18 protein-coding genes are annotated in these 25,195 nt (G+C 55.7%); 12 read left to right on the top strand and 6 right to left on the bottom strand.

What is annotated here, in order from left to right:
- Window positions 1-601 precede the first annotated feature (601 nt).
- The 12 genes from DWU99_RS12910 to DWU99_RS12855 all read left to right on the top strand — a co-directional run bounded on the left by DWU99_RS12910 (window position 602) and on the right by DWU99_RS12855 (window position 14,496).
- Window positions 602-2,062, top strand: coding sequence for a UbiA family prenyltransferase (locus DWU99_RS12910; protein ID WP_267897527.1), 1,461 nt, complete (start codon window positions 602-604; stop codon window positions 2,060-2,062).
- Window positions 2,062-3,369, top strand: a complete 1,308-nt coding sequence (locus DWU99_RS12905; RefSeq protein ID WP_115478460.1) for an FAD-binding oxidoreductase — start codon at window positions 2,062-2,064, stop codon at window positions 3,367-3,369. Before DWU99_RS12910 ends, DWU99_RS12905 begins: the two co-directional genes overlap by 1 nt.
- 2 nt (window positions 3,370-3,371) lie before the next feature.
- On the top strand, window positions 3,372-4,109 hold the full coding sequence (locus DWU99_RS12900) for an SDR family oxidoreductase (RefSeq protein ID WP_115478459.1): 738 nt from the start codon (window positions 3,372-3,374) through the stop codon (window positions 4,107-4,109).
- 7 nt (window positions 4,110-4,116) lie between these two features.
- Complete coding sequence (locus DWU99_RS12895) at window positions 4,117-5,067, top strand: NAD-dependent epimerase/dehydratase family protein (protein WP_115478458.1); 951 nt, start codon at window positions 4,117-4,119, stop codon at window positions 5,065-5,067.
- A 54-nt stretch (window positions 5,068-5,121) separates the two neighbouring features.
- Window positions 5,122-6,411: an NAD(P)/FAD-dependent oxidoreductase gene (locus tag DWU99_RS12890; protein ID WP_115478457.1), complete on the top strand. Its 1,290-nt coding sequence runs from the start codon at window positions 5,122-5,124 to the stop codon at window positions 6,409-6,411.
- Window positions 6,408-6,680, top strand: a complete 273-nt coding sequence (locus DWU99_RS12885) for a hypothetical protein (protein WP_115478456.1) — start codon at window positions 6,408-6,410, stop codon at window positions 6,678-6,680. The genes DWU99_RS12890 and DWU99_RS12885 overlap by 4 nt, the downstream gene beginning before the upstream one ends.
- A 178-nt stretch (window positions 6,681-6,858) precedes the next feature.
- On the top strand, window positions 6,859-8,394 hold the full coding sequence (locus DWU99_RS12880; RefSeq protein WP_115478455.1) for a hypothetical protein: 1,536 nt from the start codon (window positions 6,859-6,861) through the stop codon (window positions 8,392-8,394).
- Window positions 8,395-8,705: 311 nt separating this feature from the next.
- Window positions 8,706-9,314, top strand: a complete 609-nt coding sequence (locus DWU99_RS12875) for a hypothetical protein (protein ID WP_115478454.1) — start codon at window positions 8,706-8,708, stop codon at window positions 9,312-9,314.
- 57 nt (window positions 9,315-9,371) lie between these two features.
- On the top strand, window positions 9,372-10,928 hold the full coding sequence (locus DWU99_RS12870; protein ID WP_115478453.1) for a hypothetical protein: 1,557 nt from the start codon (window positions 9,372-9,374) through the stop codon (window positions 10,926-10,928).
- A 51-nt stretch (window positions 10,929-10,979) separates the two neighbouring features.
- Window positions 10,980-13,289, top strand: coding sequence for a hypothetical protein (locus DWU99_RS12865; RefSeq protein ID WP_115478452.1), 2,310 nt, complete (start codon window positions 10,980-10,982; stop codon window positions 13,287-13,289).
- A 150-nt stretch (window positions 13,290-13,439) separates the two neighbouring features.
- A complete protein-coding gene (locus DWU99_RS12860) occupies window positions 13,440-13,832 on the top strand; it encodes a GtrA family protein (protein WP_115478451.1) in 393 nt (130 codons plus the stop codon).
- Window positions 13,833-13,836: 4 nt separating this feature from the next.
- The gene (locus DWU99_RS12855; protein ID WP_115478450.1) at window positions 13,837-14,496 is read left to right on the top strand and encodes a class I SAM-dependent methyltransferase; all 660 of its coding nucleotides are present in this window, start codon (window positions 13,837-13,839) and stop codon (window positions 14,494-14,496) included.
- Window positions 14,497-14,677: 181 nt separating this feature from the next.
- Here DWU99_RS12855 and DWU99_RS12850 read toward each other — a convergent pair whose 3' ends face one another.
- From DWU99_RS12850 to DWU99_RS12825, 6 genes are all read right to left on the bottom strand, one after another.
- Entirely contained in the window at window positions 14,678-15,601 is a 924-nt protein-coding gene (locus DWU99_RS12850) for a class I SAM-dependent methyltransferase (RefSeq protein WP_115478449.1), read from the bottom strand.
- A gap of 67 nt (window positions 15,602-15,668) precedes the next feature.
- On the bottom strand, window positions 15,669-16,583 hold the full coding sequence (locus DWU99_RS12845; RefSeq protein WP_115478448.1) for an NAD-dependent epimerase/dehydratase family protein: 915 nt from the start codon (window positions 16,581-16,583) through the stop codon (window positions 15,669-15,671).
- Complete coding sequence (locus tag DWU99_RS12840; protein WP_115478447.1) at window positions 16,580-21,697, bottom strand: glycoside hydrolase family 99-like domain-containing protein; 5,118 nt, start codon at window positions 21,695-21,697, stop codon at window positions 16,580-16,582. Before DWU99_RS12840 ends, DWU99_RS12845 begins: the two co-directional genes overlap by 4 nt.
- Window positions 21,694-23,088 carry an ABC transporter ATP-binding protein gene (locus DWU99_RS12835; RefSeq protein WP_115478446.1) on the bottom strand — a complete coding sequence of 465 codons (1,395 nt, stop codon included), beginning with the start codon at window positions 23,086-23,088 and terminating at the stop codon, window positions 21,694-21,696. Before DWU99_RS12835 ends, DWU99_RS12840 begins: the two co-directional genes overlap by 4 nt.
- Window positions 23,078-23,908: an ABC transporter permease gene (locus DWU99_RS12830; RefSeq protein WP_115478445.1), complete on the bottom strand. Its 831-nt coding sequence runs from the start codon at window positions 23,906-23,908 to the stop codon at window positions 23,078-23,080. The genes DWU99_RS12835 and DWU99_RS12830 overlap by 11 nt, the downstream gene beginning before the upstream one ends.
- Before the next feature lie 50 nt (window positions 23,909-23,958).
- Window positions 23,959-25,134, bottom strand: a complete 1,176-nt coding sequence (locus tag DWU99_RS12825; protein WP_115478444.1) for a trans-sulfuration enzyme family protein — start codon at window positions 25,132-25,134, stop codon at window positions 23,959-23,961.
- Window positions 25,135-25,195: the final 61 nt, after the last annotated feature.

Genomic DNA, 25,195 nt, shown 5'->3' with positions numbered 1-25,195 from the left:
CAGCATAAAAAGTCGTTGAATTCTGCCACGATTACCCCTAATGCACAGTATATGTGAAGGCAAATAAAGTCCCGCGGGTAAAAGACCCAGGCAACCCCGTACGTTTTTGCGTACTCTTTCCTCCCATGGAAAACTTCAAAAAAAGCCGTTGGCAGATCAGCTCTGGATATCGAGCCACCGCATGCGGGTAAAAAGTGACCACCCGAGCCGGGAGTCGATTTATTGCATTATTCAATACAGCATGCCGGGTGAATCTTATTAACCCGAACAAGCACTGAAACATCATTTTGTTTCTGATTATTTTTTGGCCTATCAAGACGGACGCCCTTGCCGCCCACGATGCCGGCGATCGGCCCACCTGACGGTCAAAAATCTGTCAAAGCAGCGCCGGGAACCTTCTGAAGGTCAATCGGGTTATCCGCGAATAGCCATTCATACGCTGGCGACATTTCCCTTCGAGCGCTACCCCTTCATCCCCAAGCTGCTTGCGACGATCACTTGCCCTAAGCGCAATATGATAATCTTGTGAGGGGTTTTGCAGGTCTAGCCACGGATGCCTTTACATCTCGTGGCGGCCGGCGCTTGCAATGATGGGGAAAGGATGACATCCGCAATTACGATGACCGATAGCGCGCGTGACACTAAAGGCGCGCGCCCGCCCTTGTGCGTCGACCTCGATGGCACGTTGATTCGCACGGACCTGCTTGTGGAGTCGGCTTTCGCGCTACTGTCGCATCGTCCGTTCATGCTGTTCCCGATGCTTGTCTGGCTATTGCGTGGAAAAGCCAGGCTCAAACGGGAGATTGCGCAACGCGTGGAGTTGAGTGTGTCCACGCTCCCCTACAATGACGAGGTGGTGGCCTGGGTACGGGAACAACAATCCCTGCGCACTACCATCCTGTGCAGCGCGGCTGATACCGCACTTGCGACCCGCGTGGCGGACCATGTTGGCGGATTCGACGACGTCATCGCCAGCGATGGGCAGCACAATTTGTCTGGAGCAAACAAGGCCGCATCCCTGGTGGAGCTTTATGGCGAACGTGGATTCGACTACGTCGGGAACGCCGCCGTCGATCTGCACGTATGGAAGTACGCGAATGCCGCCATTGTGGTCGAATCCGGATCAAATCTCTCGGTGGCCGCGGCCCGTGTGACACGCGTGGAGCGAACCTTCAGCCGCACCGAAGCAACCGGTCGGCAATGGCTCAAAGCGCTTCGCGTGCACCAGTGGGTGAAAAACATCCTCCTGTTCTTGCCTCTGCTTGCCTCGCATCGCGTTTTTGAGCCCAAGGCTTTTCTATCGACGGCGTTGGCCTTTCTTTGTTTTGGCCTTTGCGCGTCCAGCGTTTACGTGACGAACGATCTCCTCGATTTGTCCGCCGACCGTCAACATCGCCGCAAAAAGCATCGCCCCTTCGCCGCCGGCACCATCCCGCTCTACCAGGGTCCCATTGCCGCATTCGCCTTGCTGATAGCGTCTTTCTCGCTAGCCTGGAGGTTAACGCCCACTTTTGCGCTTGTTTTGCTGGGTTACTACCTGCTCACTACCGGCTATTCATTTAAGTTCAAACGAATCGTCATGCTCGATGTGGTGGTTCTCGCCTTGCTTTACACCACGCGCATCGTAGCGGGCACTGCGGCAATCCAGGCAAAGCTGTCGTTTTGGTTGCTGGCATTTTCGATGTTCATCTTTCTCAGCCTCGCCATGGTCAAGCGCTACACCGAACTGCTTGCTGCGCAGCGAGCGGCGGAAATCAAGGCGGCCGGCCGCGGTTATGATGTAGAAGACATCCCCCTGATCCAATCTCTCGGCGCATCCAGCGGATATCTTTCTGTGCTGGTACTTGCGCTGTATATCGATAGCACCGCCAGTCAGTCTTTGTACCGCCACCCTGATTATCTGTGGCTGCTTTGTCCTTTGTTGCTGTACTGGATCAGTCGGACGTGGGCGATCGCCCATCGCGGCATCATGCACGATGATCCTGTTGTCTTTGCGATCACGGACAAGGTGAGTCGCGTTTTGCTGTTGATCGCCGGCATCATCGTAGTCCTTTCGATCTGATGAGCAGAGTCGTCCAATCCTGGGGACGCTACCCCGCGATCTCACAGCAGACTGTTGTCGATGTCTCGGATCGGCGCCAGGCGCTACCCGATATCGCAGGACTGATGCTTCCGCACGGTAATGGTCGCAGCTACGGAGACAGCTGCCTCAATGAAGGCGGTGTCCTGCTGCGCACGCGAAATATGGATCGCTACATCCGTTTCGATGCCGCATCAGGACAACTTGAATGCGAAGCCGGTCTGCTGCTGTCGGATATCCTGGACCTTGTCGTCCCGCAAGGCTGGTTTCTCCCCGTAACCCCCGGCACCAAGTTCGTTACCGTGGGCGGGGCCATCGCCAATGATGTGCACGGCAAGAATCACCACGTCACCGGCACCTTCGGGCAGCACGTACTGAGCCTGGAACTCCTTCGGTCCGATGGCAGCCGAATAGTCTGCGGACCGCAGCGTCAAACGGAATGGTTTGCAGCCACCGTCGGCGGCCTTGGCCTGACCGGCCTGATTACTCAGGCGACCCTCCAGCTGCGCCGCATAGCAGGGGCCTGGATGAGCACGGAATCTCATCGGTTCGAGGATCTCGACGGCTTCTTCCGTTTGTCGGAACGCTCCGCCAGCGATCACGAATACACTGTCGCGTGGATCGACTGCGCCGGCAAGGACCGATCGTTGGGCCGCGGCATCTTTACCTGCGCCAACCACGCCCCGGCCTGCCCGGATGCCCGCCCATCCGCCCCCGGGCGACGACTGGGCGTGCCTTTTTCGCCGCCCTTTTCGCTCATCAATCCCCTGAGCCTGAAGGCGTTCAACAGCCTGTACTTTCATCGACAGCGGGCATCGGTCGTACAAGCGACCACGCACTACGAACCCTATTTCTACCCGCTGGACAGTATTGCTGACTGGAACCGCATCTACGGTCCGCACGGCTTTATGCAATACCAATGCGTCGTCCCCCCTTCCGATGCCAAGGCATGCATAGAACACTTGCTTAAAACCATTGCTTCCGCCGGCGAAGGCTCCTTCCTCGCGGTGCTCAAGCAATTCGGCGACCGGGTATCGCCGGGCATGCTGTCCTTTCCGCGCCCCGGCACCACGCTCGCCCTCGACTTTCCCAATCGCGGCGATCAGACACTACGCTTGCTGGAAACGCTCGACGACATCGTTGCCGAGGCTGGCGGCGCCGTCTATCCGGCCAAGGACGCCCGCATGGCAGGGCGGCGGTTTCGTCAATATTTCCCAACTTGGGAAGATTTCAGTCATTTCATCGATCCCCGGTTTTCGTCCAGCTTCTGGCGACGGGTCACGGAGTAGGCATGCACAGGGTCATCATCATCGGCGCGACGTCCGCCATCGCCGAAGCCACAGCCCGACGCTACGCAGCCCGCGGAGCTCGGCTGTACCTCATCGCCCGTCGAGCACAGCGCCTGGAGGACCTGGCGCAGGATCTCAAGATACGCGGAGCCGCAGATGTCGCTTTCGGCACGCTGGACGTCAACCATCACGCCGCGCACGTCGATGCGTTCGCAAAGGCCTGGTCGTGGCTGGAAAAAGTTGATGTCGTACTGATCGCGCATGGAACCTTGCCCGACCAAAGCGAGTGCGAGCGTTCCGCCGATCACGCCGTTTCCGAATTCAATACCAATGGCACCGCCACCATCTCCCTCATGACGATTGCCGCAACGGAACTGGAAGCGCAACGGCACGGGGTACTGGCAGTCATATCCTCTGTTGCGGGGGACCGCGGAAGGCAGAGCAACTATCTCTATGGGGCGGCCAAGGCGGCGGTGAGCACATTCGCGAGCGGCATGCGGCAGCGACTGGCCAAGGTAGGCGTGACCGTGATCACCATCAAACCCGGTTTCGTCGATACACCCATGACGCAGCACTTTCAAAAAGGTGCGCTTTGGGCCAAGCCCGATGCGATAGCGCGTGGCATCGTGCGTGCCGTCGACCGCCGTCGCAGCGTGATTTATCTCCCGTGGTTCTGGTCGATCATCATGCTGATCATCCGGCACATCCCCGAACCCATTTTCAAGCGCATCAAATTGTAGAACCCATATGAGCAAGATCGATAAGCACGTCAAGCTGGTGTTGACCGGTGCGGCCGGACTGGTAGGGCAGAACCTGGTCGTGGAATTGAAGGCACAGGGTTACGACAACATCGTGGCCATAGACAAGCACGCCTACAACCTCAAGATCCTGCATGACTTGCATCCGGACATCACCGTCATCGAACAGGATCTTGCCGAAGACGGCTCCTGGACTGATGCCTTTTCCGGTGCGGCCTGCATCGTCCAGTTGCACGCGCAGATCACTGGAAAGTTCCCCGACCTGTTCGTGCGCAACAACATCGATGCAACGCAACGCGTACTCGATGCGACGCGAAAGCATGGCGTACCCTATCTGGTGCACATCAGTTCGTCCGTGGTCAATTCAGTCGCGAACGACGACTACACCAACACAAAAAAAGCGCAGGAAAAGCTGGTTTCCGAAAGTGGAGTCCAGCACTGCGTGCTGCGCCCCACACTGATGTTTGGATGGTTCGACCCCAAGCACCTGGGGTGGCTGTCGCGATTCATGGCCAAAACGCCGGTCTTTCCCATCCCCGGCGACGGCCGCTACATGCGCCAGCCTCTTTACGAACGCGATTTCTGCCGGTGCATCGTCCGCTGCATCGAAAACCAGCCCGCTGGCGACGCGTACAACATCGTGGGCGACACGCGAATCGACTATGTGGACATCATACGCACGATCAAACAGGTGAAAAAGCTGCGAACTCCGATCATGCATATTCCCTACGGCCTTTTCCACTTCCTGTTGCGCGTCTACGCGCTGTTCAGCGGCAAACCGCCCTTCACCGCCGATCAACTGAAGGCCCTGACGGCAGGCGATGAGTTCCACGGGGTGGATACCGAGCGCGTCTTCGGCGTGCGACAGACACCATTCGTAGATGCAGTACGAGAAAGCTATTGCGACCCGACTTACAGCGGCATCGTGCTCAAACGATAGCCCTCGAGCCAAAGGACCTATCATGCTCATCACTTATTCCAGCGGACATTGCCAATGAAATACGTCGTACTCGGTGCCGGCCCGATGGGTCTGATGGCGGCGATGGAGCTCCTCAAGCGCGGCTACGAAGTGGACATCTACGAGCGCGACGACCGCATCGGCGGCATGTCTGCGAACTTCGATTTCGATGGCCTGGAGATCGAGCGCTACTACCACTTCATCTGCAAGACCGACTTTGCACTGTTCGATCTACTGAAGGAGCTTGGGCTGTCGGACAAGCTCCGGTGGACGGATACCAAGATGGGATTCTTCTATAACGGCAAGTTGTACAAGTGGGGAACGCCGTTCGCTCTGCTGGCTTTCGACGGTCTCGACTTCATCAGCAAGATTCGCTACGGCGTGCACGCCATGTACGCCAAAGGCATCAAGGACTGGCGCCCGTTCGACAAACTCCGCGCCACCGCATGGCTGCGCAAATGGATCGGCGAGCGCGCCTACAACGTGCTCTGGAAAAGCCTGTTCGATCTGAAGCTGTTCGAATACAGCGACGACATCTCGGCCGCGTGGATCGGCACCCGCATCAAGCGAGTAGCCCTGTCCCGCCGCAATCTCATGCAAGAAAGCATGGGCTATCTCGAAGGCGGCTCGGCAACGCTGCTCGCCAAAATGGAGCGCTTTATTGTCGATCGGGGTGGACGCATTCATCTCAAATCCGGCATCGACAAGGTCGTCCTCACGGATGGTCGCGTCAGCGGCATCGTGGTCGGCGGGGAACAACGCTCGTGCGATGCGCTCATTTCAACTGCACCGATCCAATATGTGCCACGACTGGTTCCGGACCTTCCCGCCGACTTTGCCGCCCGCATCAATCGCATCAAAAATATTCCGGTCGCGTGCGTCATCCTGAAGTTAAAACAGCCGCTCAGCGAAAATTTCTGGATGAACATCAACGACTCATCCATCGAAATTCCCGGCGTCATCGAATATTCCAACCTCAACCGAATGTCGCCGTCCGTGCTGTACGCCCCCTTCTACATGCCCAAAACGCATCCCAAGTGGGCCCATAGCAACGAGGATCTGATCGACGAGGTGATCCGTTATCTGCCCAAGATCAACCCGGCGTTTTCACGCGACTGGGTGCTAGCACGACACTGCCATCGCTACGACTTTGCACAAACCATCTGCCCTCCCGGGTTCTACGACATGCTCCCGCCCATGAAAACGCCCGTAAGCGGGCTGTATATGGCGGATACTGCGTACTATTACCCCGAGGACCGCTCGATCAACGAGAGCATAGCGGTAGCATCGAAACTGATAGATGAGGCCACAGGGCACGTGGGATGAAGTCGCGCCAAATCTTCGGATTTCCATTTACCGGCGGCGTGGCCACGATAGCCAACTTCGGCTCACGCATCCTTCTCGGCAAGTGGATGTCGTATGTGCCCGCTATCGTTACCTTCCATGTCACGGGCATGATCACATGCGTTCGCGCTGAACCGACTTTTCGTCTTTCAATCCGCCGTCAACGCATTTCACGGCGACGTGTGGTGATTCGCACTGGCAAACCTGGCTGCGGCCTTGCAGATCGTCATTATCTGATTGGTATTGGCTGATCATCTGTTATCGGCCCCCGGGGGGACCGATGTCAGAGAGACCGTCGTTCGTGGCATTGGGGCGATCGCCACAACAGTAATGAACCACGGGAGACATGAGTACCTTTCGCTCCACTCTGTAAGCAAGGTTAAGCGAAAGACTGCTGGACGAGTTAAAAACAGGGGACAAGTCAAGCTTATGAACACCGACTCAGGATCAAAAGTAGCTGCACGGATTGAATGGACGTTACTAGGGCTAGGTGTTTTGTTCAGCTTATCTCAGCTGATCCTTGGCTTTAGTCAATCAATACTTGACCAATACGCTTTTCGCCAGACTCAGACGGCCATCAGCGTCTACTGGATGTTAAAAGGCGACTCTTGGCTTGCTTACGCCACACCAGTCCTGGGCGCCCCTTGGGCACTTCCATTCGAGTTTCCGCTATACCAGTGGATCGTTGCCCTGTTAGCGGAATGCTGCCCCTTCCTTTCGCTGGATGAAGCCGGCCGCCTCGTTAGTGAATTCTTCTTTTTCGCTTGTCTATGGCCGCTATGGCGCATTTCGACGCATTGCAAAAGCGGAAGATCCCTCTTTCGCATTTGTGCAGGACTTCTTCTGTGTTCACCGATCTACGTGTTTTGGTCTCGCTCTTTCATGATCGAGTCAACAGCACTGTTTTTTTCACTATGGTTCGTTGCCTCTATAACGGATTACGTCAACGCCCCAAGCGCTTACGGCTTCGCTGAAACCACCATCACCGGTGCGTTGGCAGCCTGCATAAAAATAACTACGTTTGTCGGCTTCTCATTTGCCGGGGCACTGGTTGTTCTATACATCCTATATGCAAACCGCAACAACAACTCCCTCAAAAGACAGCTCTTTATAATCGCGGCAATGGCCCTGACCATTGTCATCGCTATAGCGTCCCTCTATGCCTGGACCCACTTTAGCGACGGCTTAAAAATGAAAAATATTTTGGCCACGGGCTATACGAGTGAAGCACTAAAGACTTGGAACTTCGGCACCCTGGCGCAGAGGAAGTCGCCGGATCTTCGCATGACCATTTTTCGACGCGCCCCGAATGAGGCGCTAGGTACGTGGCTATTCGTCTTGGCCCTAACGGTTTTAGCGCTAAGGAAGCTATCGCGCCCGCAACTCCTGGCCTATGGACTGCTGCTATTTTTGTTCGCCGCGCCATTTTTTGTTTTTCCAAACCTCCATGTGATACATCATTACTATCAATACGCCAATTCGATTTTCTTGGTCCTGGCCGCCGCTTATTTGATTTTCTGTATCGCTCACAAACGGCCCAAACTTCTCACTGCCTTACTTCTGTGCGCGATTTCCTTCGACGCATACGGTTACGTTAAATTTTTTTACCAGAGCATCAAGCCGCAAAATCGCGAACTGCAAGTTTTACTTGCTTCATACGCGCGCCGTAACGTGAATCCTGATGACGTTGTAGCAGGATTTGGATTGGACTGGTCTTCCGAAGTACCTTATTACGCAGAGCGACGTGCATTACTCATCAGTAACGGGACATCTGACGCTGTTCTACTCAAGATCGCGGCTGATCCGGGAAAGTTTGCTGACGGAAAGCACATTGGCCTTGTCATCGTATGTCCCAATAGCTTTTCTGAAGCGGCTGGCACCAAAACTGCATACAACACGCTTTTGGACAGGCTTACACGCGGCAGGACATCCGAAGTGGTCGGCTCGTGTGTGACGTACAAATAGAGGCTTTCGCGTCGGCAATAATCTTGCTACTAATCGGGGAGAAATACTTGTGCATACCGGGAAAACCTCAGCATCGACATCTGATTTGCACCCGGAGCACAAACTCGGCGCAAGCTCTTTCATGACGCAGCCTCCATCCACACAAAAGCACTCATTTATTTCTGCCAATCAAGCACCCGATTCAACAGTATGCACTCATCGTAGTAATCAGCAGCAAATTATTTCATGTGTCTCCTGCACACTCGTCGCCTTTGTCACTGGCTGCCTAACTGGCTTTTGCAACTGGACAACTCCTTCAAGGGTTCAAATTAATGAGTAACGAAATCACCAGCGAAACTAGCCGAAAGCGCAGCAAGCAAGGTATTGGCGTACTTGTTATAGGCGCTTTAGCCATTGCAGCATTTCGGTTTCTTTTTCCGCCTGGGGTCCAGTCAAAGGACACGCATGGTCAAATCAATCTTCCAATCCCCACAACACCTACGCCGCTTAACCAAGTTGCCCCGGTAAAGCTGTCTGCCGCTGAAGCACAGAAGAGCTTTCAGAGTGTGACCAGCTGCAACATCGAGGCAATAAACGGACAGAACTATGACAGGGATATATCTCTGCCACATGATACGACCGTCGGGCTGGGGGGCTGGCTGATCAATCAAACGGACGGGACAAACGCCAAAAATTCCTGGATCGAGCTGATCGATACCTCAACACATGATGCTTACAAGGTTCCCCTTACATTTCGAGCCGAACGCCAGGATGTACAGGAGGCATTCGAAGGTAGGGAAGGATTTGCAGACGCCGGCTTCCTAAGCTTGATCGGCACATCCAATTTACCGGGCGGGCGATACCACGTGCTGGTGGCTTACGACGATGACCGCGGCCAAGAATTTATGTGCGACGCCGGACGCATTCTCAACTTGAACTAGTCCGCTACCAGCTTCAACGTCGCGTCAGGCAGCAGGATATTTCGGTCATCAGGACATATGGATACTTCACGGACCAGTACGACTATCGAGAGAATTGAATGGGCATTCGTGCTGCTCGGTGCGTTATTTTGCCTATCGCAGCTGATCATCGGATTCGATCGCCCCATCCTCGACGAGTTTGCGTTACGTCAGACACAGACAGCGATCAGCACCTACTGGATGATGAAGGGCGGCCCTTGGCTTGCGTACCCGACTCCAGTTCTCGGCTCGCCATGGTCCATCCCTCTGGAATTTCCCCTTTACCAGTGGATAGTCGCAACTCTTGCGTCACACATCCACTTACTTACGCTGGACGAAGCGGGACGCGTCGTTAACGAAGGCTTCTTCTTCGCCTGCCTGTGGCCGTTGTGGCGTTTCACCAGTCATTTTAAAAAAGGACAATCCCTCTTTCGGATATGCAGCACACTGCTGCTCTTTAGCCCGATCTACGTCTTTTGGTCGCGAACGTTCATGATGGAGTCGACCGCTCTATTTTTCTCCATATGGTTCGTCGCCGCGATTGCAGATCACCTTAACTCGCCCAGTACATATGGACTGCTTGAATCGACCCTCACGGGTTCGCTAGCAGCATCCATTAAAATCACCACCTTCCTTGGATTTTCATTCGCCGGTGCGATCATCGTCGTATATGCAATTTATTGCAGAAGAGATCGCATCTGGAGTCCAAAACAGCTATATCCCATTTTCCAGATTGCACTTGCAACTGCGCTTTCTGTAGTCGCTTTGTGTGCGTGGACGCATTACAGCGATCTGGTGAAATCGCAAAATCTGATCGGCGAGTTCTTAACCAGCAGCGCTTTGTCGCGGTGGAATTTCGGAACATTGTCACAGAGAGTGTCTCCGGCTCTCTGGCGCGTAGTTCTGATGCGCGCACCGAACGAAACCTTCGGCTCATGGTTACCAGTGGGGTTGGTAACGGCGCTTGCGCTGTTTCGGCTTGGCAGGCGTCAATTGGCAATTTTTTTTACTCTTCTGGCGCTCTATGTAGCGCCGTACCTGATATTTTCCAGCCTGCATACCATCCATAACTATTATCAGTACGCGAATGCAGTATTTCTGATCCTCGCTTCCGGATACGCCATCTTCTGCATCGGCCTGCTCAGTCCGCGTAGCTCTGTCGCTTTACTCGCATGCCTGGTCTTGTTTCAAGTCTATGGCTATTCAAAGTACTTCTATGCGGTCATGACGGGCCCGGCCAATAGGGATCAGCAAATACTACTGGCTTCCTACATTCGCAAGAGCGTCCCCCAAGATCAGGTGCTAATGGGCTTCGGCTTGCTTTGGTCTTCCGAAATTCCATATTACTCGGAAAGACGAGCATTGCTGATTCCCGACCAAATCAACATATACACACCGCTCAGCGCAAGCACGCTAAGCGCCATCGCAGCCGATCCGCTCAGATACACCGATGGCGAGCGTATCGGCGCAATAATTGTTTGTCCGAATAAACTCAGCGAAGACATTAAGACCAAAGACTCATACCGCGAACTGTTGGATGTAGTGACGCAACATAGATCACCCAGCGTCGTCGGCTATTGCGTGATCTACCAATGAGCTTTTTGCCCATCAACATCGCATCCCGCATACAGCGGCGGAACTTATCAAATGTTTGATACAAGGCACCGTTCTGAAAAGCTTGCTTTTCCATACTCGCATTTGTTGAACAACGCTCGCCGTGTAGCGCTCATGTTTTTCATAAGCGTTCTCGGTTTGAGCATGCTCATTGCCGCCTGGCCCGCCAGAAAGGCGACGCCGCTGATCAGTAAGACCGACTGGGTTATCAACGGCGCGGCTTTCCAAAACACACAGCCTGGACTCTACGAAGTTAGCGACAGCATTCGAAATTCACCCCAGGCGGTCTATTGGCGAACCTGGAGCCCAAGTACGCAGGCTACCAAGGCGGATATCCGAACCAAACCCTTCAAACCGCGACGCTATATGGCGGTGCCTTACGGAGGCTTTGCTGGAACCGACGGCATAAAGCTCTATCTAGTGTGCCTGAAGTCAGGCGCGCAGCTACCCGTGGCGTCCGCTAGAACAAATACACAAATGACGGAAGCGCTTCTTCGGCTTCCTTCCGAATGGTGCCCCGGCGACGTAGCTCTGAACGCATACAGCGCGAGCACGACCTTTTTCATCACAGTTGGTACGCCTTTCTCCATATCCTGGGTCGAGTACTACAAGAATAGCTTCATTGGCTTGATAGGTATCCTTGCCTTCACCTTCACCTTCGCATTTGCATGGAGCCTGATTTTTTTGCCAAGCGTTTTTCTTGGCTTCAACCGCAGCGGAGGCAACTGGCTGACGTCAGGGATGATTTGTTTCGGATTGATTGGCTACGCGCTGTTCTTTATTTACTTCGCGTCGCATCACGCAGGACGCATAATCTCTGCTGTATTGCTCCTTTCTGTGCCAGCCCTTTTTATCTGGTTACGCGCGCGTCGCCGCAATGTGCTCGCTCGCGCGTGGCAATCTTGGAAGACACCTACTGCGCTTTGGGCGGCAGTCGTAATCTCAGCGTTCTGTCTCGCTGTAGCGACACACAATGGCGCAGGTCCATGGACAGTCAACGCGCTATTCACACCAGTGCAATGGTCGACCGATGACCAGTTGCCCATGCTCATATCGGAGCACCTATTCCATGGGCATGATCCCAGGCTCCTTGGCTTCAGTCCGTGGAAGATATCTGACCGCCCTCCGCTGGCTTACGGCCTGATGTCCACACTGCGCCTCGTGTCCTGGCTCTCGACGTCGCATAGGGATGGCTACCCCCTCTTCTATCAGTATCAGGAGATTTCGGGCATCGTCATCAATGGATTATGGGCCGTCGCGCTCTATTACCTTTTAACGGCGATGCGCCTGGATCGCCGTGACGTCTTCAAGGCGATGGTGATCATTGCACTGACCCCATTTGCCATATTCAACAGCGTATTCATCTGGCCCAAGATGCTCGGTGCGGCATTTGCTCTCGTAGCGTTTACGCTGCTCTTGGAGCCGATTATGGTCAACGCACAACAAACTCAGAGAAAGTTTGACTCCAAACTTATCGTTGCCGCTGCACTAAGTTGCCTCGGCCTCCTGTCACACGGTGGAACCGCGTTTGGAATCATTGCGGCCATCATCTTCGCTTTCGCGCTTCGCGGACTGCCGTCGGTACGCTTCTGCGTTGGCGCCGCTATTACGGGGTTACTCGTACTTGCACCGTGGGCACTGTGGCAGCACTTCGAGCAGCCGCCTGGCAACGCTCTTATCAAGTACGCCTTTGCCGGGACATTCGGCTTTGGCGAGGAGGGCAAAAGCCTCTTCGCCACTATCCACGACGCTTATGCGAATTTGACGCTTTCTTCTTGGCTACGGATGAAAGAGCTAGCGTTGAAGATCATTTTTGCCGGCCAGGCAACCACATGTGGCATGTATGAGTCTGCTCCTGTGGACTCCTACGACGGAGCGTTGCGAATTAAAGACTTTTTCAACTTCGTGCCCTCACTGCGCTTTCTGGCGATTGGTATCGTGCCTCTGATCCTTGGCAAACTCGTCGTTAGGGACAAGGCAACACAGGGGTCTACTCGCCTGTTGCCAATCATGATGTGCACGGGCCTTCTGGCCGTTGGCTTTTACGTCTTATTCGGATTCGACTGCTATATAAACCACGCACAGTCTTATGAGTCCATTCTGGAAGTTCTAGCGAGCCTGACGCTGGCGCTGATACTGGCCCGTAAATGGTATTTCGACTTGGTATGCCTCCTGTCGATCTGTTACGGGGCAATTGTCTGGGTCATCGAACCCCTTTTATCGGCCCGGTATGTGGATATAGCTCCCGTGCTCGTGCTCTGCGGCATAGCGCTGGCGGCTTGCTATCGCATGGCATTCGGGGACTCCCGGCCTCAGGTGCTGAAGGCCGAGCCGGACGCATGAGGCGAGGTGCCGGGGAACATCGCGGGGAAGTCTGGACCCGATAATGCGGCGAATGGGTCGCCAAGCTTTGCTATACTTGGATAAATGGGGTTTGCTCGCCGGGGATGATTCAGGCAAGCGACCAACGGGGGTTTAAAGAGATCGCAACAGATGCGCCTGATTAATCAATTCGGCAAATTTGCAGTTGCTGGAGGCATTGCTGCTGCTGCAAATTTTTTGTCCCGATTCGCTTTCAACCACTATCTGTCCTACGTACCATCCATTACCTTGGCGTTTTTCGTAGGTTTGGCTACCGGCTTCCTGTTAATGAGGAAATACGTATTTACCGGGGGCAGACACGGTACGACCAAACAGATTTATTTGTACGTTTTGGTCAACCTCGCGGGTCTCGTGCTCACTGTTGTCGTGAGCGTTTCGGTAGCGAAGCTCGCAAGTATCGTTGTAGCCAACACCGGACTCGACGAGGCGATCGGGCACCTCGCCGGGGTCGGGTCGCCAATCCTTCTGAGCTTTTACGCCCACAAGAAACTTACATTTGCGTGATTCTATGACTGACCTCGCTTCGCTCTATCGCTTTCGCTTCAACGAAGCCCAGCTGCCGGGAAAAATGAAAATTTGGCGCGTGCTTTGCCGCGAATTCTTCCAGCGGTTGATCGACCCGAGTTCGACGGTGCTGGATGTCGCGTGCGGCTATGGCGAGTTCATCAACAATATCGAGGCGAAAAGCAAGCACGCCATCGACCTGAATCCCGACACCAAGGGATTTCTCAATAAGGACATTGCGTTTCACCAAACGCGTGCCGACCAGATGGTAGGCGTTGAGTCAGGCAGCATCGATGTTGTATTCACATCGAATTTTCTCGAGCACCTGGAATCGAAGAGCGCGTGCGATGCCGTCTTGCAGGAAGTGCATCGCGTACTTCGCCCCGGCGGTAAATTCATCGTGATGGGGCCGAACATTCGCTATCTCGCGGGCGAATATTGGGACTTCTACGATCACCATCTTCCGCTCTCTCATGCTTCGCTGGAAGAAGGCCTTTCGATCAACGGATTTCACGTCATTCGGAATATTCCGCGATTCCTGCCATATACGACGCGATCAGCGCTTCCGCAGCATCCACTTCTCGTCAGCGCGTATCTCAAAGTGCCTCTAGCCTGGCCGATTCTCGGACGTCAATTTCTGCTTGTTGCCGAAAAGCCGGCATAAGAAGTACCGAAGCATCGCATCCCGGTTGGAGCCGAATGCGTTGTGGCTTTTATCGCGATGCGAGCCTGCGCGCCGCCCAGGCTCGATCCGCATACACGGCTCGATTTCGGGCCGGGCAAGCCACCTTGCCAGAATCAGAATCCCTTAGGCCTACAGTGGATCGATCCGCCGTGGTGCGTACTTATGCCCTGGCCACGCCCAGTGCCTGTCTGATCAGCAAAGCTTTCGATCTCTTCTTTCGAAGCACAAAGCAAAACTGATCGTAGCGCGCATGGTTGATGCCGGCATGAACGATATCGAACGTTTTGCCGAGTTGACGCTCCACCCAGCCCTTGGGCAAGAACGCTTCGCCGTAGAAGCTGCCGTCGCGTATGCCGCCGCCGCCGATACCGCGATAAATGAACTCTCCGCGACGGTAGGCCGTCTTGATGTTATCGATTTCGTGCGCGGGAAACATCTGCGAGAGCGTGTCCTGGTAGCTGCTTACAGCGACATCGTTGTGATGGGTAGCCAACTGCTGGCAATAGTCGAGGAAGGATTCCCCACGCGTGGTGAATGCAACGAACTGGCCAGGCTTCAAGACTCTGGCGAATTCCTCCAGCCACGCCCGAGCAGCCTCCTCGGATAGATGCGAAAAAACCGAATAGGCCAGCACAAGGTGCATCGAGCCACTGGGGATATCCGTGGGCGGAAACGACTTGCATGTGGCGAATATCGATGTGCCGAACAGGTCGTTGGACAACGACACCAAGCCCTCGTCCACGTCTATGCCATGAATGTTCGACAGCTTGAAATCACGCAGAGCCAGCCGGGTGATGCGCCCCCATCCACTGCCGAAATCCAGAACCTTCCAGTCGGGGCCGATCGAGGTCCTGCACTTGGCAATGCCATTGACGGCGTCTTCATAAAAATTAGCCGCCTGTTCAATAGCCGATTCGCCGTAACGCCCGGTCGTGGCAACTTGCAGGGCTTCGGGAGGGAATGCAGGCAGGGGATCGCCTAATGGTGAAGTAACTGCTTCAGTCTGACTGCGTACGAGATCTTGCACCCACTTCTTCATTGGAACGCCAGCCGTCATAGCCATTAGCCTTGCTCCCTCCTGCATGCAAAAGCATTAACCTAACAGATCAAACGTTATCAAAATGCGTCGGGATAACTCGTTCAGAAAAACCTTAGGGAACCGCCTGCAGCGCCGCCCATGTTCTGGTGAGCCCCTCACGCAATGGGACGCGAGGAGCCCATTGGAATTGCATCTGGGCCGCTGCGATATCCAGAACGACCTTAGGCACATCGAACTTGCGCGCCGGCAAATACTCGACAGGCAAGGCAGTCCCGGTAATTTCTCGGATGAGGGCACAGATTTCGTTCAACGACAATCCGGCCCCGCTCCCCACATTGTAGACACCGCAAGCATCGCTCAAACCAGCCTTGATAGCCAATGCGATAAGGTCATCGACGTAAATATAATCGCGAACTGTTTCGCCACTGCCCCAAATCGTAACGGCCTGCCCGTGGCGCGCCTTCCCCAGAAATGCGCCGATCGCACCTTGGATACCCGCTGTCGACTGCCGTGGCCCATAAGGATTCGACGGCCGCAGGATCAGTGGGTCGAGAACGCCCAGTTGCTGGTACATCAACAAATAGTTTTCGATGGCAACTTTGGTGACGCCATATGAGGATATAGGCCTCAGGACATGATTTTCCGCAACGGGGAGGCTCTGCGGCACGCCGTAGACCGTGCCGCCAGACGAGAAGAACACGATACGCCGCACTCCGACCTTCGACATGGCGGCGACCAAATTTAGGCTGCCTACGACGTTGCTGGTTACGTCAAACACTGGATCCTGGTTGGACGTACCCGGTACCGTCGTGCTCGCCAGGTGATAAACCATCTCAACGCCATCGAGCGCATCGACCAGCACATCGGTGGTGTCGAGGCCGCCCAAACGATAGTCAATACCCTGCCAATCGAAATCGGGGCGTTGCGGGGAACGATCAAGCACCCGGATGCGACGTCCTGCTTCGCGCAACCCGCTGACCAGGTTCGACCCCAGGAACCCGTTTCCGCCAATAATCAATACGCTCATGTGTCAGTCGCCGCAATGTGGGCATCGGGGAGCCCCAAGTGTGACCTCACCATACGTGCATAAAGGCGCGCGGATTCCTTGGTTCGCTCGTCCAGTTCGAACAACTTCTCCGCCGCGCGCTGAACTCGCACCACTTCTTGATAATGCAACTCCGCCGCCGATCCGAGCGTCACGCTGGTGGAGTGCCGGCGATGCTGGTTGCACGGGCTAGCGTCGTACACCATCTTACCCTTCTTTAGCATCAGTAAATAAACCAGCCAATCGCCCGCGATGCGGTAACTGGCAATGTCTTCGATGTTGTCCTGGAGTACCTCGAGCAGCGCCTCTCTCCTGAACAGCACCGCACTCACATTCGGCAAGGTGTTTTTCACGGCCAGACCGGCGGTCACTTCGTCCACGCCGTCGGCCAGGTAACTCTCGGACCAGCGCGCCAAATCCAAATCGTCCGTATAGCCGAGATAGTCGGGCGAAAGCACTTTGCCCGACTCGTCGATCTGCTCAGATTGCGTGTATCCCAGCACCGCCTCGGAATGCGATTGCAGGAGGCGCGTCAATCGCCTCAAGAAGTTCGGCTTGCAAAGATCATCGGCCTCGGCAATCCAAACATAATCGCCCTTGGCCAGCTCCACGCCTTTCAACCATTGCCGGAATACGGAACCGCTATTGGTTTGATTCGTGATGATTCTTGGCTCGGGGTGAATCTTGCACCTGAGATCCTGAAGTGTACTAAGGCTGTCATCGGAAGATGCATCGTCAAGGACGATGATTTCGTATACGGGCACTGTCTGATCGGAAATCGTTGCAAGCCGCTCCTGCATGTAGCGGGCGTAGTTGTAGTTGGGTACGACGACGGACACTCGCGGAACATCCATACCGCTGAGCGCGAGAAGATCCATCGCATATGTCCGGAACGAGAAGGAGGAATCGACCAACTTCACACCGGTGGCGCCCAGCTCGCTTCGCAACGCGGAATTGCGAAGGATGTCGAGCAGTGCCTGCGCATAAGCCGCCGTGTCGAATGCAGGGACGCAAATGCCGCCGCCTTGTTGCTCGATCAGGTCAGCCGCGCCACCGGTCGCCGCGAATGCGACCACAGGAGTACCGACCGACAGACTTTCCAACACGACTGAGGGGAACGGATCTTCGCGCGACGTCAACGCATAGACGTCAGCACCGGCGTAATAGTCGTCCGTATCGAAGTCCAGTCCAACGAAGTGGAAGCGCGACTCACAGCCAGCGGCCGACAGCATGGCCGTGGCCTCGGCCACGATATTCGAGTCGTGATGCCCCACCCAGACAAAATGCAGGTCGGGTTCGGCATTCATGCAGGAAATCGCAGCCTGGGCAAGAAGATCCACGCCCTTGCGCCAGTCCGCATATCCCACGGACAAAACGATCTTGGCCTTTTTACTCAGCGAGAGGCGCCTGCGCAGATTGCCGCGTGCTTCCGAAAGATCGACCCAACCTCGATACCGGCTGCGCGTAAACATACCCTGGGGGCGAGTTACGAGCTTGCCATGCATTTGTGGCGTATCGACGAATTCGCAGAGCCCTTTGCCCACCGCCGCAGCTGGCACGACGATGTGCTCGGCATACGCACTCATCTCACGCACGGCGTCTTGCAGGCCGTAGTTCCTGATGACGCCAGGCAACTCGTGCACGAGCGAGGTCACTTTGAGCCCTGCTTCGTGCAGCTCGCCGACGATCTTGCCTGAAACAGCGGTATTGGCAATAACCGTAGAGAAGCCGCGTCGGTAGAGATCGCGAGCTACTTCCCCGACATCGCATGCCTCCTCGTATAGCTTATGCACGGGAGCCAAGGCTTCGAAGTCCGGAACTAGACGACCCTCTCCCAGCAGCAATACCTCTATATCCATGCCCATGCACCGGCGAAGCTCTCGCACGAGGTTCAATGCGAGATATTGCGCACCATGCGGATGCGCATCATGGGACACGACTACGACTTGATTGCGCTCGCAACCAACGTCTGCGCCATGCCGCAAGGCGGCACGTGTCTGCTTCAGATAGGCATAACCGTAGCGGCGATCGGGCTCCAGATGCGCCCCTTCTGCCCATTCGTTCCATGCATTGATGAACACGATACGCTCGTCATGCACGGGATGCCGTCGCGCATAGTCAACCGCCATGTTCAGCCATTCGCGATAACGACGCGGCGTGGCATTTGCGAACGTATAGCCGCGACCGGGCTTTCGCGCTTCGTTATCCCAGGAGGGGAAAACGCCGCGGAACATGTGGTAGTCGACGTCACTCATCTTGCGCGCGCTCTCGATGATGTCGCGATAGTCGACAACATGACCCGAGTATCCCGGGTTGACGATCTGCAGCGAACCGTTGATCGGCGCCAGGTCGCGGGCGAGCTTATGCGGGGGGAACTCGATAGCCGCATCGAAGCCGAACCGCCGCGGATCTTCCACATCGAACTGGACCATGGCGACGAACAGTTCTCCGATTCCCACGTTGCGACAATGGTCTCTCCAACGGAGCACTGTCGCCGCGGCATCGGGCAAAATCGAGGGACGGTAGAGGACGACCAGCGGTCGACCACCCACCCTGATATAGCGAGGATCGCGCAGCATTGGCTCAAGCGCCGTGATGAACGCAATATCGTCCTCGGGCGAGTAGTTTTGCGCGATGAGCATCTCCTGATCGAGACCATCCCAGCGCCTGGTCCAGTTTTCGTTCGCCCAGCAGATGCAAAAGGGGAAGTCGATGTCCTTGTTATCCAAGAACTGCTGCAGCGGCCGTTCCAGTAAAAGCCTGCCGCCAAACCAGTAGTAATGGAAACAAAATCCTTGAACACCATAGTGCCGCGCCAGCTCGACCTGCCGACGCATGACGTCCACGATGCGCAAGTCGTAAAACCCGAGCTCGCCTGGGAGGTGAGGCTGATGATGTCCTACAAACTGTGGAACGGCCTTGGACACGTTGGTCCATTCCGTAAAACCCCTGCCCCACCAGGCGTCGTTTTCCGGAATGGGGTGGAATTGCGGCAGATAGAACGCGATCGCACGAACATCCAGATTCGCGGTATCGGCGGGACGGTCATCCATGGGGACATAGTCGGCATGCACCCCTCCGGCAGACAGTTGATATAGATCACCAAGCACACGCGATGCTTCAGCGGTGGGCTCTACAATGACCGGTGCAGCAGACTGCAACGGAGCTTGCCCGTCGCTCTGCATGACCCCGGGTGCCTCGCCGAGATTTTTTTCGTGCTTGCGCCACGCCTGATACGTTGCCGTGTTCCTGATCAGCGGGGCGCTGGTCCTAAACAGGACGCGCTTCACCGCGAGCCTGCGCGTGGTCGACAAAGGCAAACGATCATAGACCATGCGCATGCCACGACCCACGCGACTCCGCCAGCCCCGCGGCGAAAACGCTCGTCTCAGCCACCGAAGCGGTGCAGTGACTCTCCAGCTGGCAGATGATTTCATTGCCTTCACCTCGGCATCCTTGCGTGACAATTGGTCCATAAAAGCGTTTATTTCATTTTCTCTCTGACCCATAGCTCCTTGAAGTGCAGAAACGTGCTGATCGAGCACGCCTTGAACCTGCAGCAGCTGTTGTGTCATGCGATCCGCATGGGTGGCGTGCTCGGCATGTTGTTCATCCAGCTGCCTGGCCAATGTCGACATGCTTGAAGAAAACTTACCATCGGCATCGTCCAGCCTCTTGCCGATGTCATCCAGCTTGTGATCGGCATCGCCCAGTCTGCTACCCATGTCATCTAGTTTGTGAGTGGTATAGACGAGTTCACTTGCATGATTTTGAAGCTGATGTTCGAATGCAACTCGCAGGTCTGAGATCTCCAACGTTTGCTTCTCGACGATGTTGGCAACGTTGACGTTCAGATTGAGCTGCTTCTCCATGAGCATGGCGACCGCGAGCATCGCGGCATTTTCGCGCCCTGCTCTTGACTGCGGATCACTCAGACCGGCATTTGCGCCCGTTGGCGCAGACGACTCGTTGGTACCGGCACGGGATGTACCGTCTCGAGCCGTGAGATGGGTCAGGGTCTCCAGGTCTTCCTTGCGGTCGAGGCGATCACGTAGCCGTTCGTGCACCGCATTCAATTGCGACTGCAAATCGTCAATGCGAAGGGACATCACCTCGGCGACCATGTCGACCTTGTCGACGACGAGATCTACCGCATTGACGTTGAGCTGCGCCACGCGCGCTTCCGCCGACTGCGCTCTTCCCTCGGCATCCCATCGAAGTGTCTGCAGATTGTCGACAACCGCGGCATAAAGGTCGGCGATTTCGCTGAAGCGGAGCCGAAGTTGATTCAATGCATCCCACGCCTCCTCGCCAGCTGCGATATCCAGGCATATGGAATACACCTGTGCAGCGAACAAGGGCATGCTTTCGCCTGATTCCTGTTGAGTTACCTGATTCGTCGCAACGTGATGCCTCTGACCCTTGTCCAGGAAGGCGTCGATCTGCGCGGCAGCACCGCGTGGATCATTAGGCCATTCCAATTGCAAATCAGAACCAATCCTTCGCGTCGTTTCTTTCCAATCCGACAGAAGTTGGTCGTAAGTTACCAACGTTCTTGGCAAGTGTCGTGTTGCTGCGGCGGCCTCCATGATGTACTGGACCCACATCAGGAAGAGCGGCTCCCTTGCCCATTTATTTCGCGCCTGAAGCGACCTGACGACCTCCTTGGGGTTTCGGACGACGAACAGGCAGACCACTTCAAATCCGAACGACTGGAACGCCTCGATCCACAACGGCGCGGTCAAGCTCATCCGCGGATCTTTCATGGCAACGAATGACTTTCCTTCGAAATCGTGCCCGATAAGGGCCTTTATTCGCTCCAGGGCCAGTTTGGCCGCGTCGTGCTGTTCCCAGCCCCTGGGCATTTCGCGCATGTCGTACCAGGTCCTACCCAGTCCGTGCAGCAAATCTTCATTGATCGATACCGCTTCGGCGTGCTCCCAAAAGCCTTCGGGGTTGTCGGATCCTGCCTCAACGAGGTTGCGGCCGAGTTCAGCACCAAGCAAATTGACGACACGAGTCACCGCGGACGTGCCACTGCGATGCATGCCGAGCACCAGAAGAACTTTGCGTGGTTGAGTCTGCGCTTGTGTCATGAATGAGCCATCGAAGTGTGACGGACACTGATTTCAGGTTTTATGTTCAAGTCGATGGTGGTGGTGCTGAGCCTCCCTGCCTCGTGGATGACTTTGAACATGGCCACATCTATCCAACGGTCGAGATAAACCTCTTCTTCGTCTATGCAACCTTGAACGCCGGCGTTGAGGAAATATGCACCCGACGAAAACAGGCACGGGAACCGAAACCGAACCTCGATCAACGAGCCCGCTTCGACATAGGGCATGCCCTCTCCCGACCACGAAGTAACGCAGCCGACAAGATCCAGACCTGTAATGGTCTTTACGAGCATCCCGCAGCGGACATTGGTGGCGGAGCGTTCGAACTTGACGGTATATACGTATTCATAGTCTTTACCCGCCTCGAGCACATTCACTCGTTTTCCGCTCAATGTCTCGATATGCGGATCCTGGATGTTCGCGCCGACGGCGTCGTATCGGAAGGTACTTTTGGGGACAAGCCCTTCCTCAAAATACGCCTTCTCTCCGTCCTCTTCCGTGTCGCGCAGGTTTTGGACGGCGTGCTCGCCATGGCCAGGGCCTGCCGAATCGGTTGCGCTACCGGTCACCGAGGCGGCATCGGATTCGCTCTTGATCGCGTCCCGGATGGATTTCACCTTATCCGCGGGCGAGTAAAGCAGCTTTTGATAGCGCGACACGATGTGCTTCGGACTGCCGATGGCCAGGAGCTCGCCGCCATCGAGCAAGACAGCGCGATCACATAGCTCGACGATCGTACTGGCGGAGTGGGAAACAAAAAGTATCGTGGCGCCGCTTTCGCGAATCTTATTGATTCGCGCGAAGCACTTGCGCTGAAAGGCCTCGTCGCCGACGGAGAGCGCCTCGTCGACGATCAGAATGTCCGGCGATACATTGATCGCCACAGCGAAGGCCAGCCGGACATACATGCCACTGGAGTATGTGCGGACCGGACGTTCCATGAAATCGCCGATTTCCGCGAAAGCCGCGATCGCTTCGAAGCGCTCTTCGACTTCGCTGCGGTCCAGTCCAAGCACGACGCCATTGAGGTACACATTTTCACGACCCGTGAACTCCGGATTGAATCCCGAGCCAAGCTCCAGCAACGCGGCAACACGGCCGTCGACATTGACCTCTCCAGCCGTCGGCGTCTGCGTACCGCAAACGATCTGCAACAACGTGGACTTGCCCGATCCATTGCGACCCACAATGCCCAGCGTTTCGCCGTGGGGCACGCTGAAGGAAACATCACGCAACGCGGTGAATTCGTTATACCAGCGTTGCTTGTTCCGCCGCGCAAGCATCTGGACGAGACGGTGATGCGGGCGCTCGTACACGGGAAACGCCTTGGAGACATTTTTGATGTCGATAGCGTTCGTTTCAGAGTACATCCGCGAATCCTTTGCGAGTCTTTTGGAACCACCAGTAGCCTAGCCAGGCGACTATCGCGCTGATCAACGAATAAATACCCAACCCCGCCCAGTCCGGTGCTTGCCCCCAGACAAGAACGATGCGCGCCTGCTCGATAATGAACGTTGCAGGATTGATGAGGATGACTGCCTTGAATTTGGGGGGCAGGTTGTCGATCGAATAGAAAACCGGCGCCAGGAACATCAGCGCGGTGGTGAGGATTCCGGTGGTTTGCGCTACGTCACGCAAAAACACGCCGATCGACGCCAGGAACCAGCTTGCCCCAAGGATCCCCAGCACAAAGGGAAGGATCACTATGGGAAACAGCAACGCCGTAAGGTGGGGTACGCCGACCAGCAGCAAATAGGCCAGAAGCCACACCAGCAAACTAATGAGGCAGTGAAAAATCGATGCCCCCATGGCGATGACCGGCAGCACCTCCAGCGGAAAAACCACACGCTTGACGTAGTTGACGTTCGATACGATCAACATCGGCGCGCGATTGATATTGTCCGCAAATATCGAGTAAACGATCATGCCGATAAACAGCACAATCGCGAAATCGACCTTTCCTGCGGACGCTCCGATTCCCCAGCGCGAGTGAAACACGGTGGTGAATACGAACGTATAGATCAGCAACATGAGCAACGGGTTGAAGAACGACCACGTCAAACCCATGAAAGACCCACGGTAACGCCCCACCACGTCGCGCACCGTCATCTGCATTATCAACGCCCGATGACGCCAGATCGTCCTTATCATCGCCCACGGTGATGTCGGCTGGGAAAGGTGAGGATCCATTCAAAACACTCCAGGCAAATCGATTTAAGCCATCTATTCGAAGATGGTCGTTACGCAAGGGCCATCGAAAGCTCTGCTTTCAAGTCAGCCAGGTTTTCCACACCCACCGACAACCTGATCAGGCCGTCGCTGATGCCCAGCCTCTTGCGATTAGCAGCCGGTACGGAGGCATGGGTCATGATGGCCGGGTGCTCGATCAGACTTTCCACGCCACCAAGGGATTCCGCGAGCGCGAATAGTTCGCAGCGCTCCAGCACGCGGCGCGCCTTCTTGAGCCCGCCCTTTACTTCGATGCTTATGATGCCGCCGAAGCCATCCATCTGCCGGCCCGCCAGGGCGTGCTGCGCATGGCTTTTCAAACCCGGATAGATCACTCGCTGCACAGCTTCGTGCTTGGCCAGCCAGCTCGCGAGCTCCGACGCATTTTCGCAATGCGCCTTCATCCTCAGATGCAAGGTCTTGAGTCCGCGCATGGCAAGGAACGCATCGAAGGGACCACCCACGGCACCCACTGAGTTCTGCAAGAAAGCCATCTGTTCGGCCAGCGCCTTTGACCCGGCCACAACGACGCCGCCAACCATATCCGAATGACCATTAAGGTATTTGGTGGCCGAGTGCAGTACCAGATCGGCCCCATGTTCCAACGGCCGCTGCAGCATCGGCGAACAGAAGGTGTTGTCCACGACCAGGATGAGTCCGTGTTTCTTTGCAAACCGGGCGACTTTGGCGAGGTCCACCAGCTTAAGCATCGGGTTGGTGGGTGTCTCCGCCCAAATCATGCGCGTGTTGGGCTTGAGGACACTCTTGAGCGCTTCATCGTCATTAAGATCGATGAAACTGAAATCCAGTCCCGCCGAGCGGCGACGAACCCGTTCGAACAATCGGTAGGTACCGCCGTACAGGTCGTCCATGGCAATGACATGGCTGCCCGAATCGAGCAGATCCAGCACCGTGGCCGCGGCCGCCAGACCGGATCCGAAAGCGAATCCCGCCTTTCCTCCTTCAAGATCCGCAACGCAGCGCTCGTAAGCCATGCGCGTGGGGTTCTGCGTGCGCGAATATTCGTAACCCTTGTGCTTCCCTGGACTTTCCTGCACGTAAGTCGACGTGGCGTAGATCGGGGTCATGATCGCCCCTGTGGAAGGGTCGGGATGTTGGCCCGCGTGGATTGCCCGCGTCCCCAGACCCAGGACGTTCACCTTGCTACGACTCTTCTTGGCTGCCATGGCGTCCGATTTCGTTGTGTCAGAGATAAAACTGTAATCTTACCTTGCCGTACCGGCCATT

Source organism: Dyella psychrodurans (assembly GCF_003363265.1).
In the GTDB taxonomy this organism is placed as follows: Bacteria; Pseudomonadota; Gammaproteobacteria; order Xanthomonadales; family Rhodanobacteraceae; genus Dyella_B; species Dyella_B psychrodurans.
This window is presented reverse-complemented; position numbering and strand designations above follow the sequence as displayed.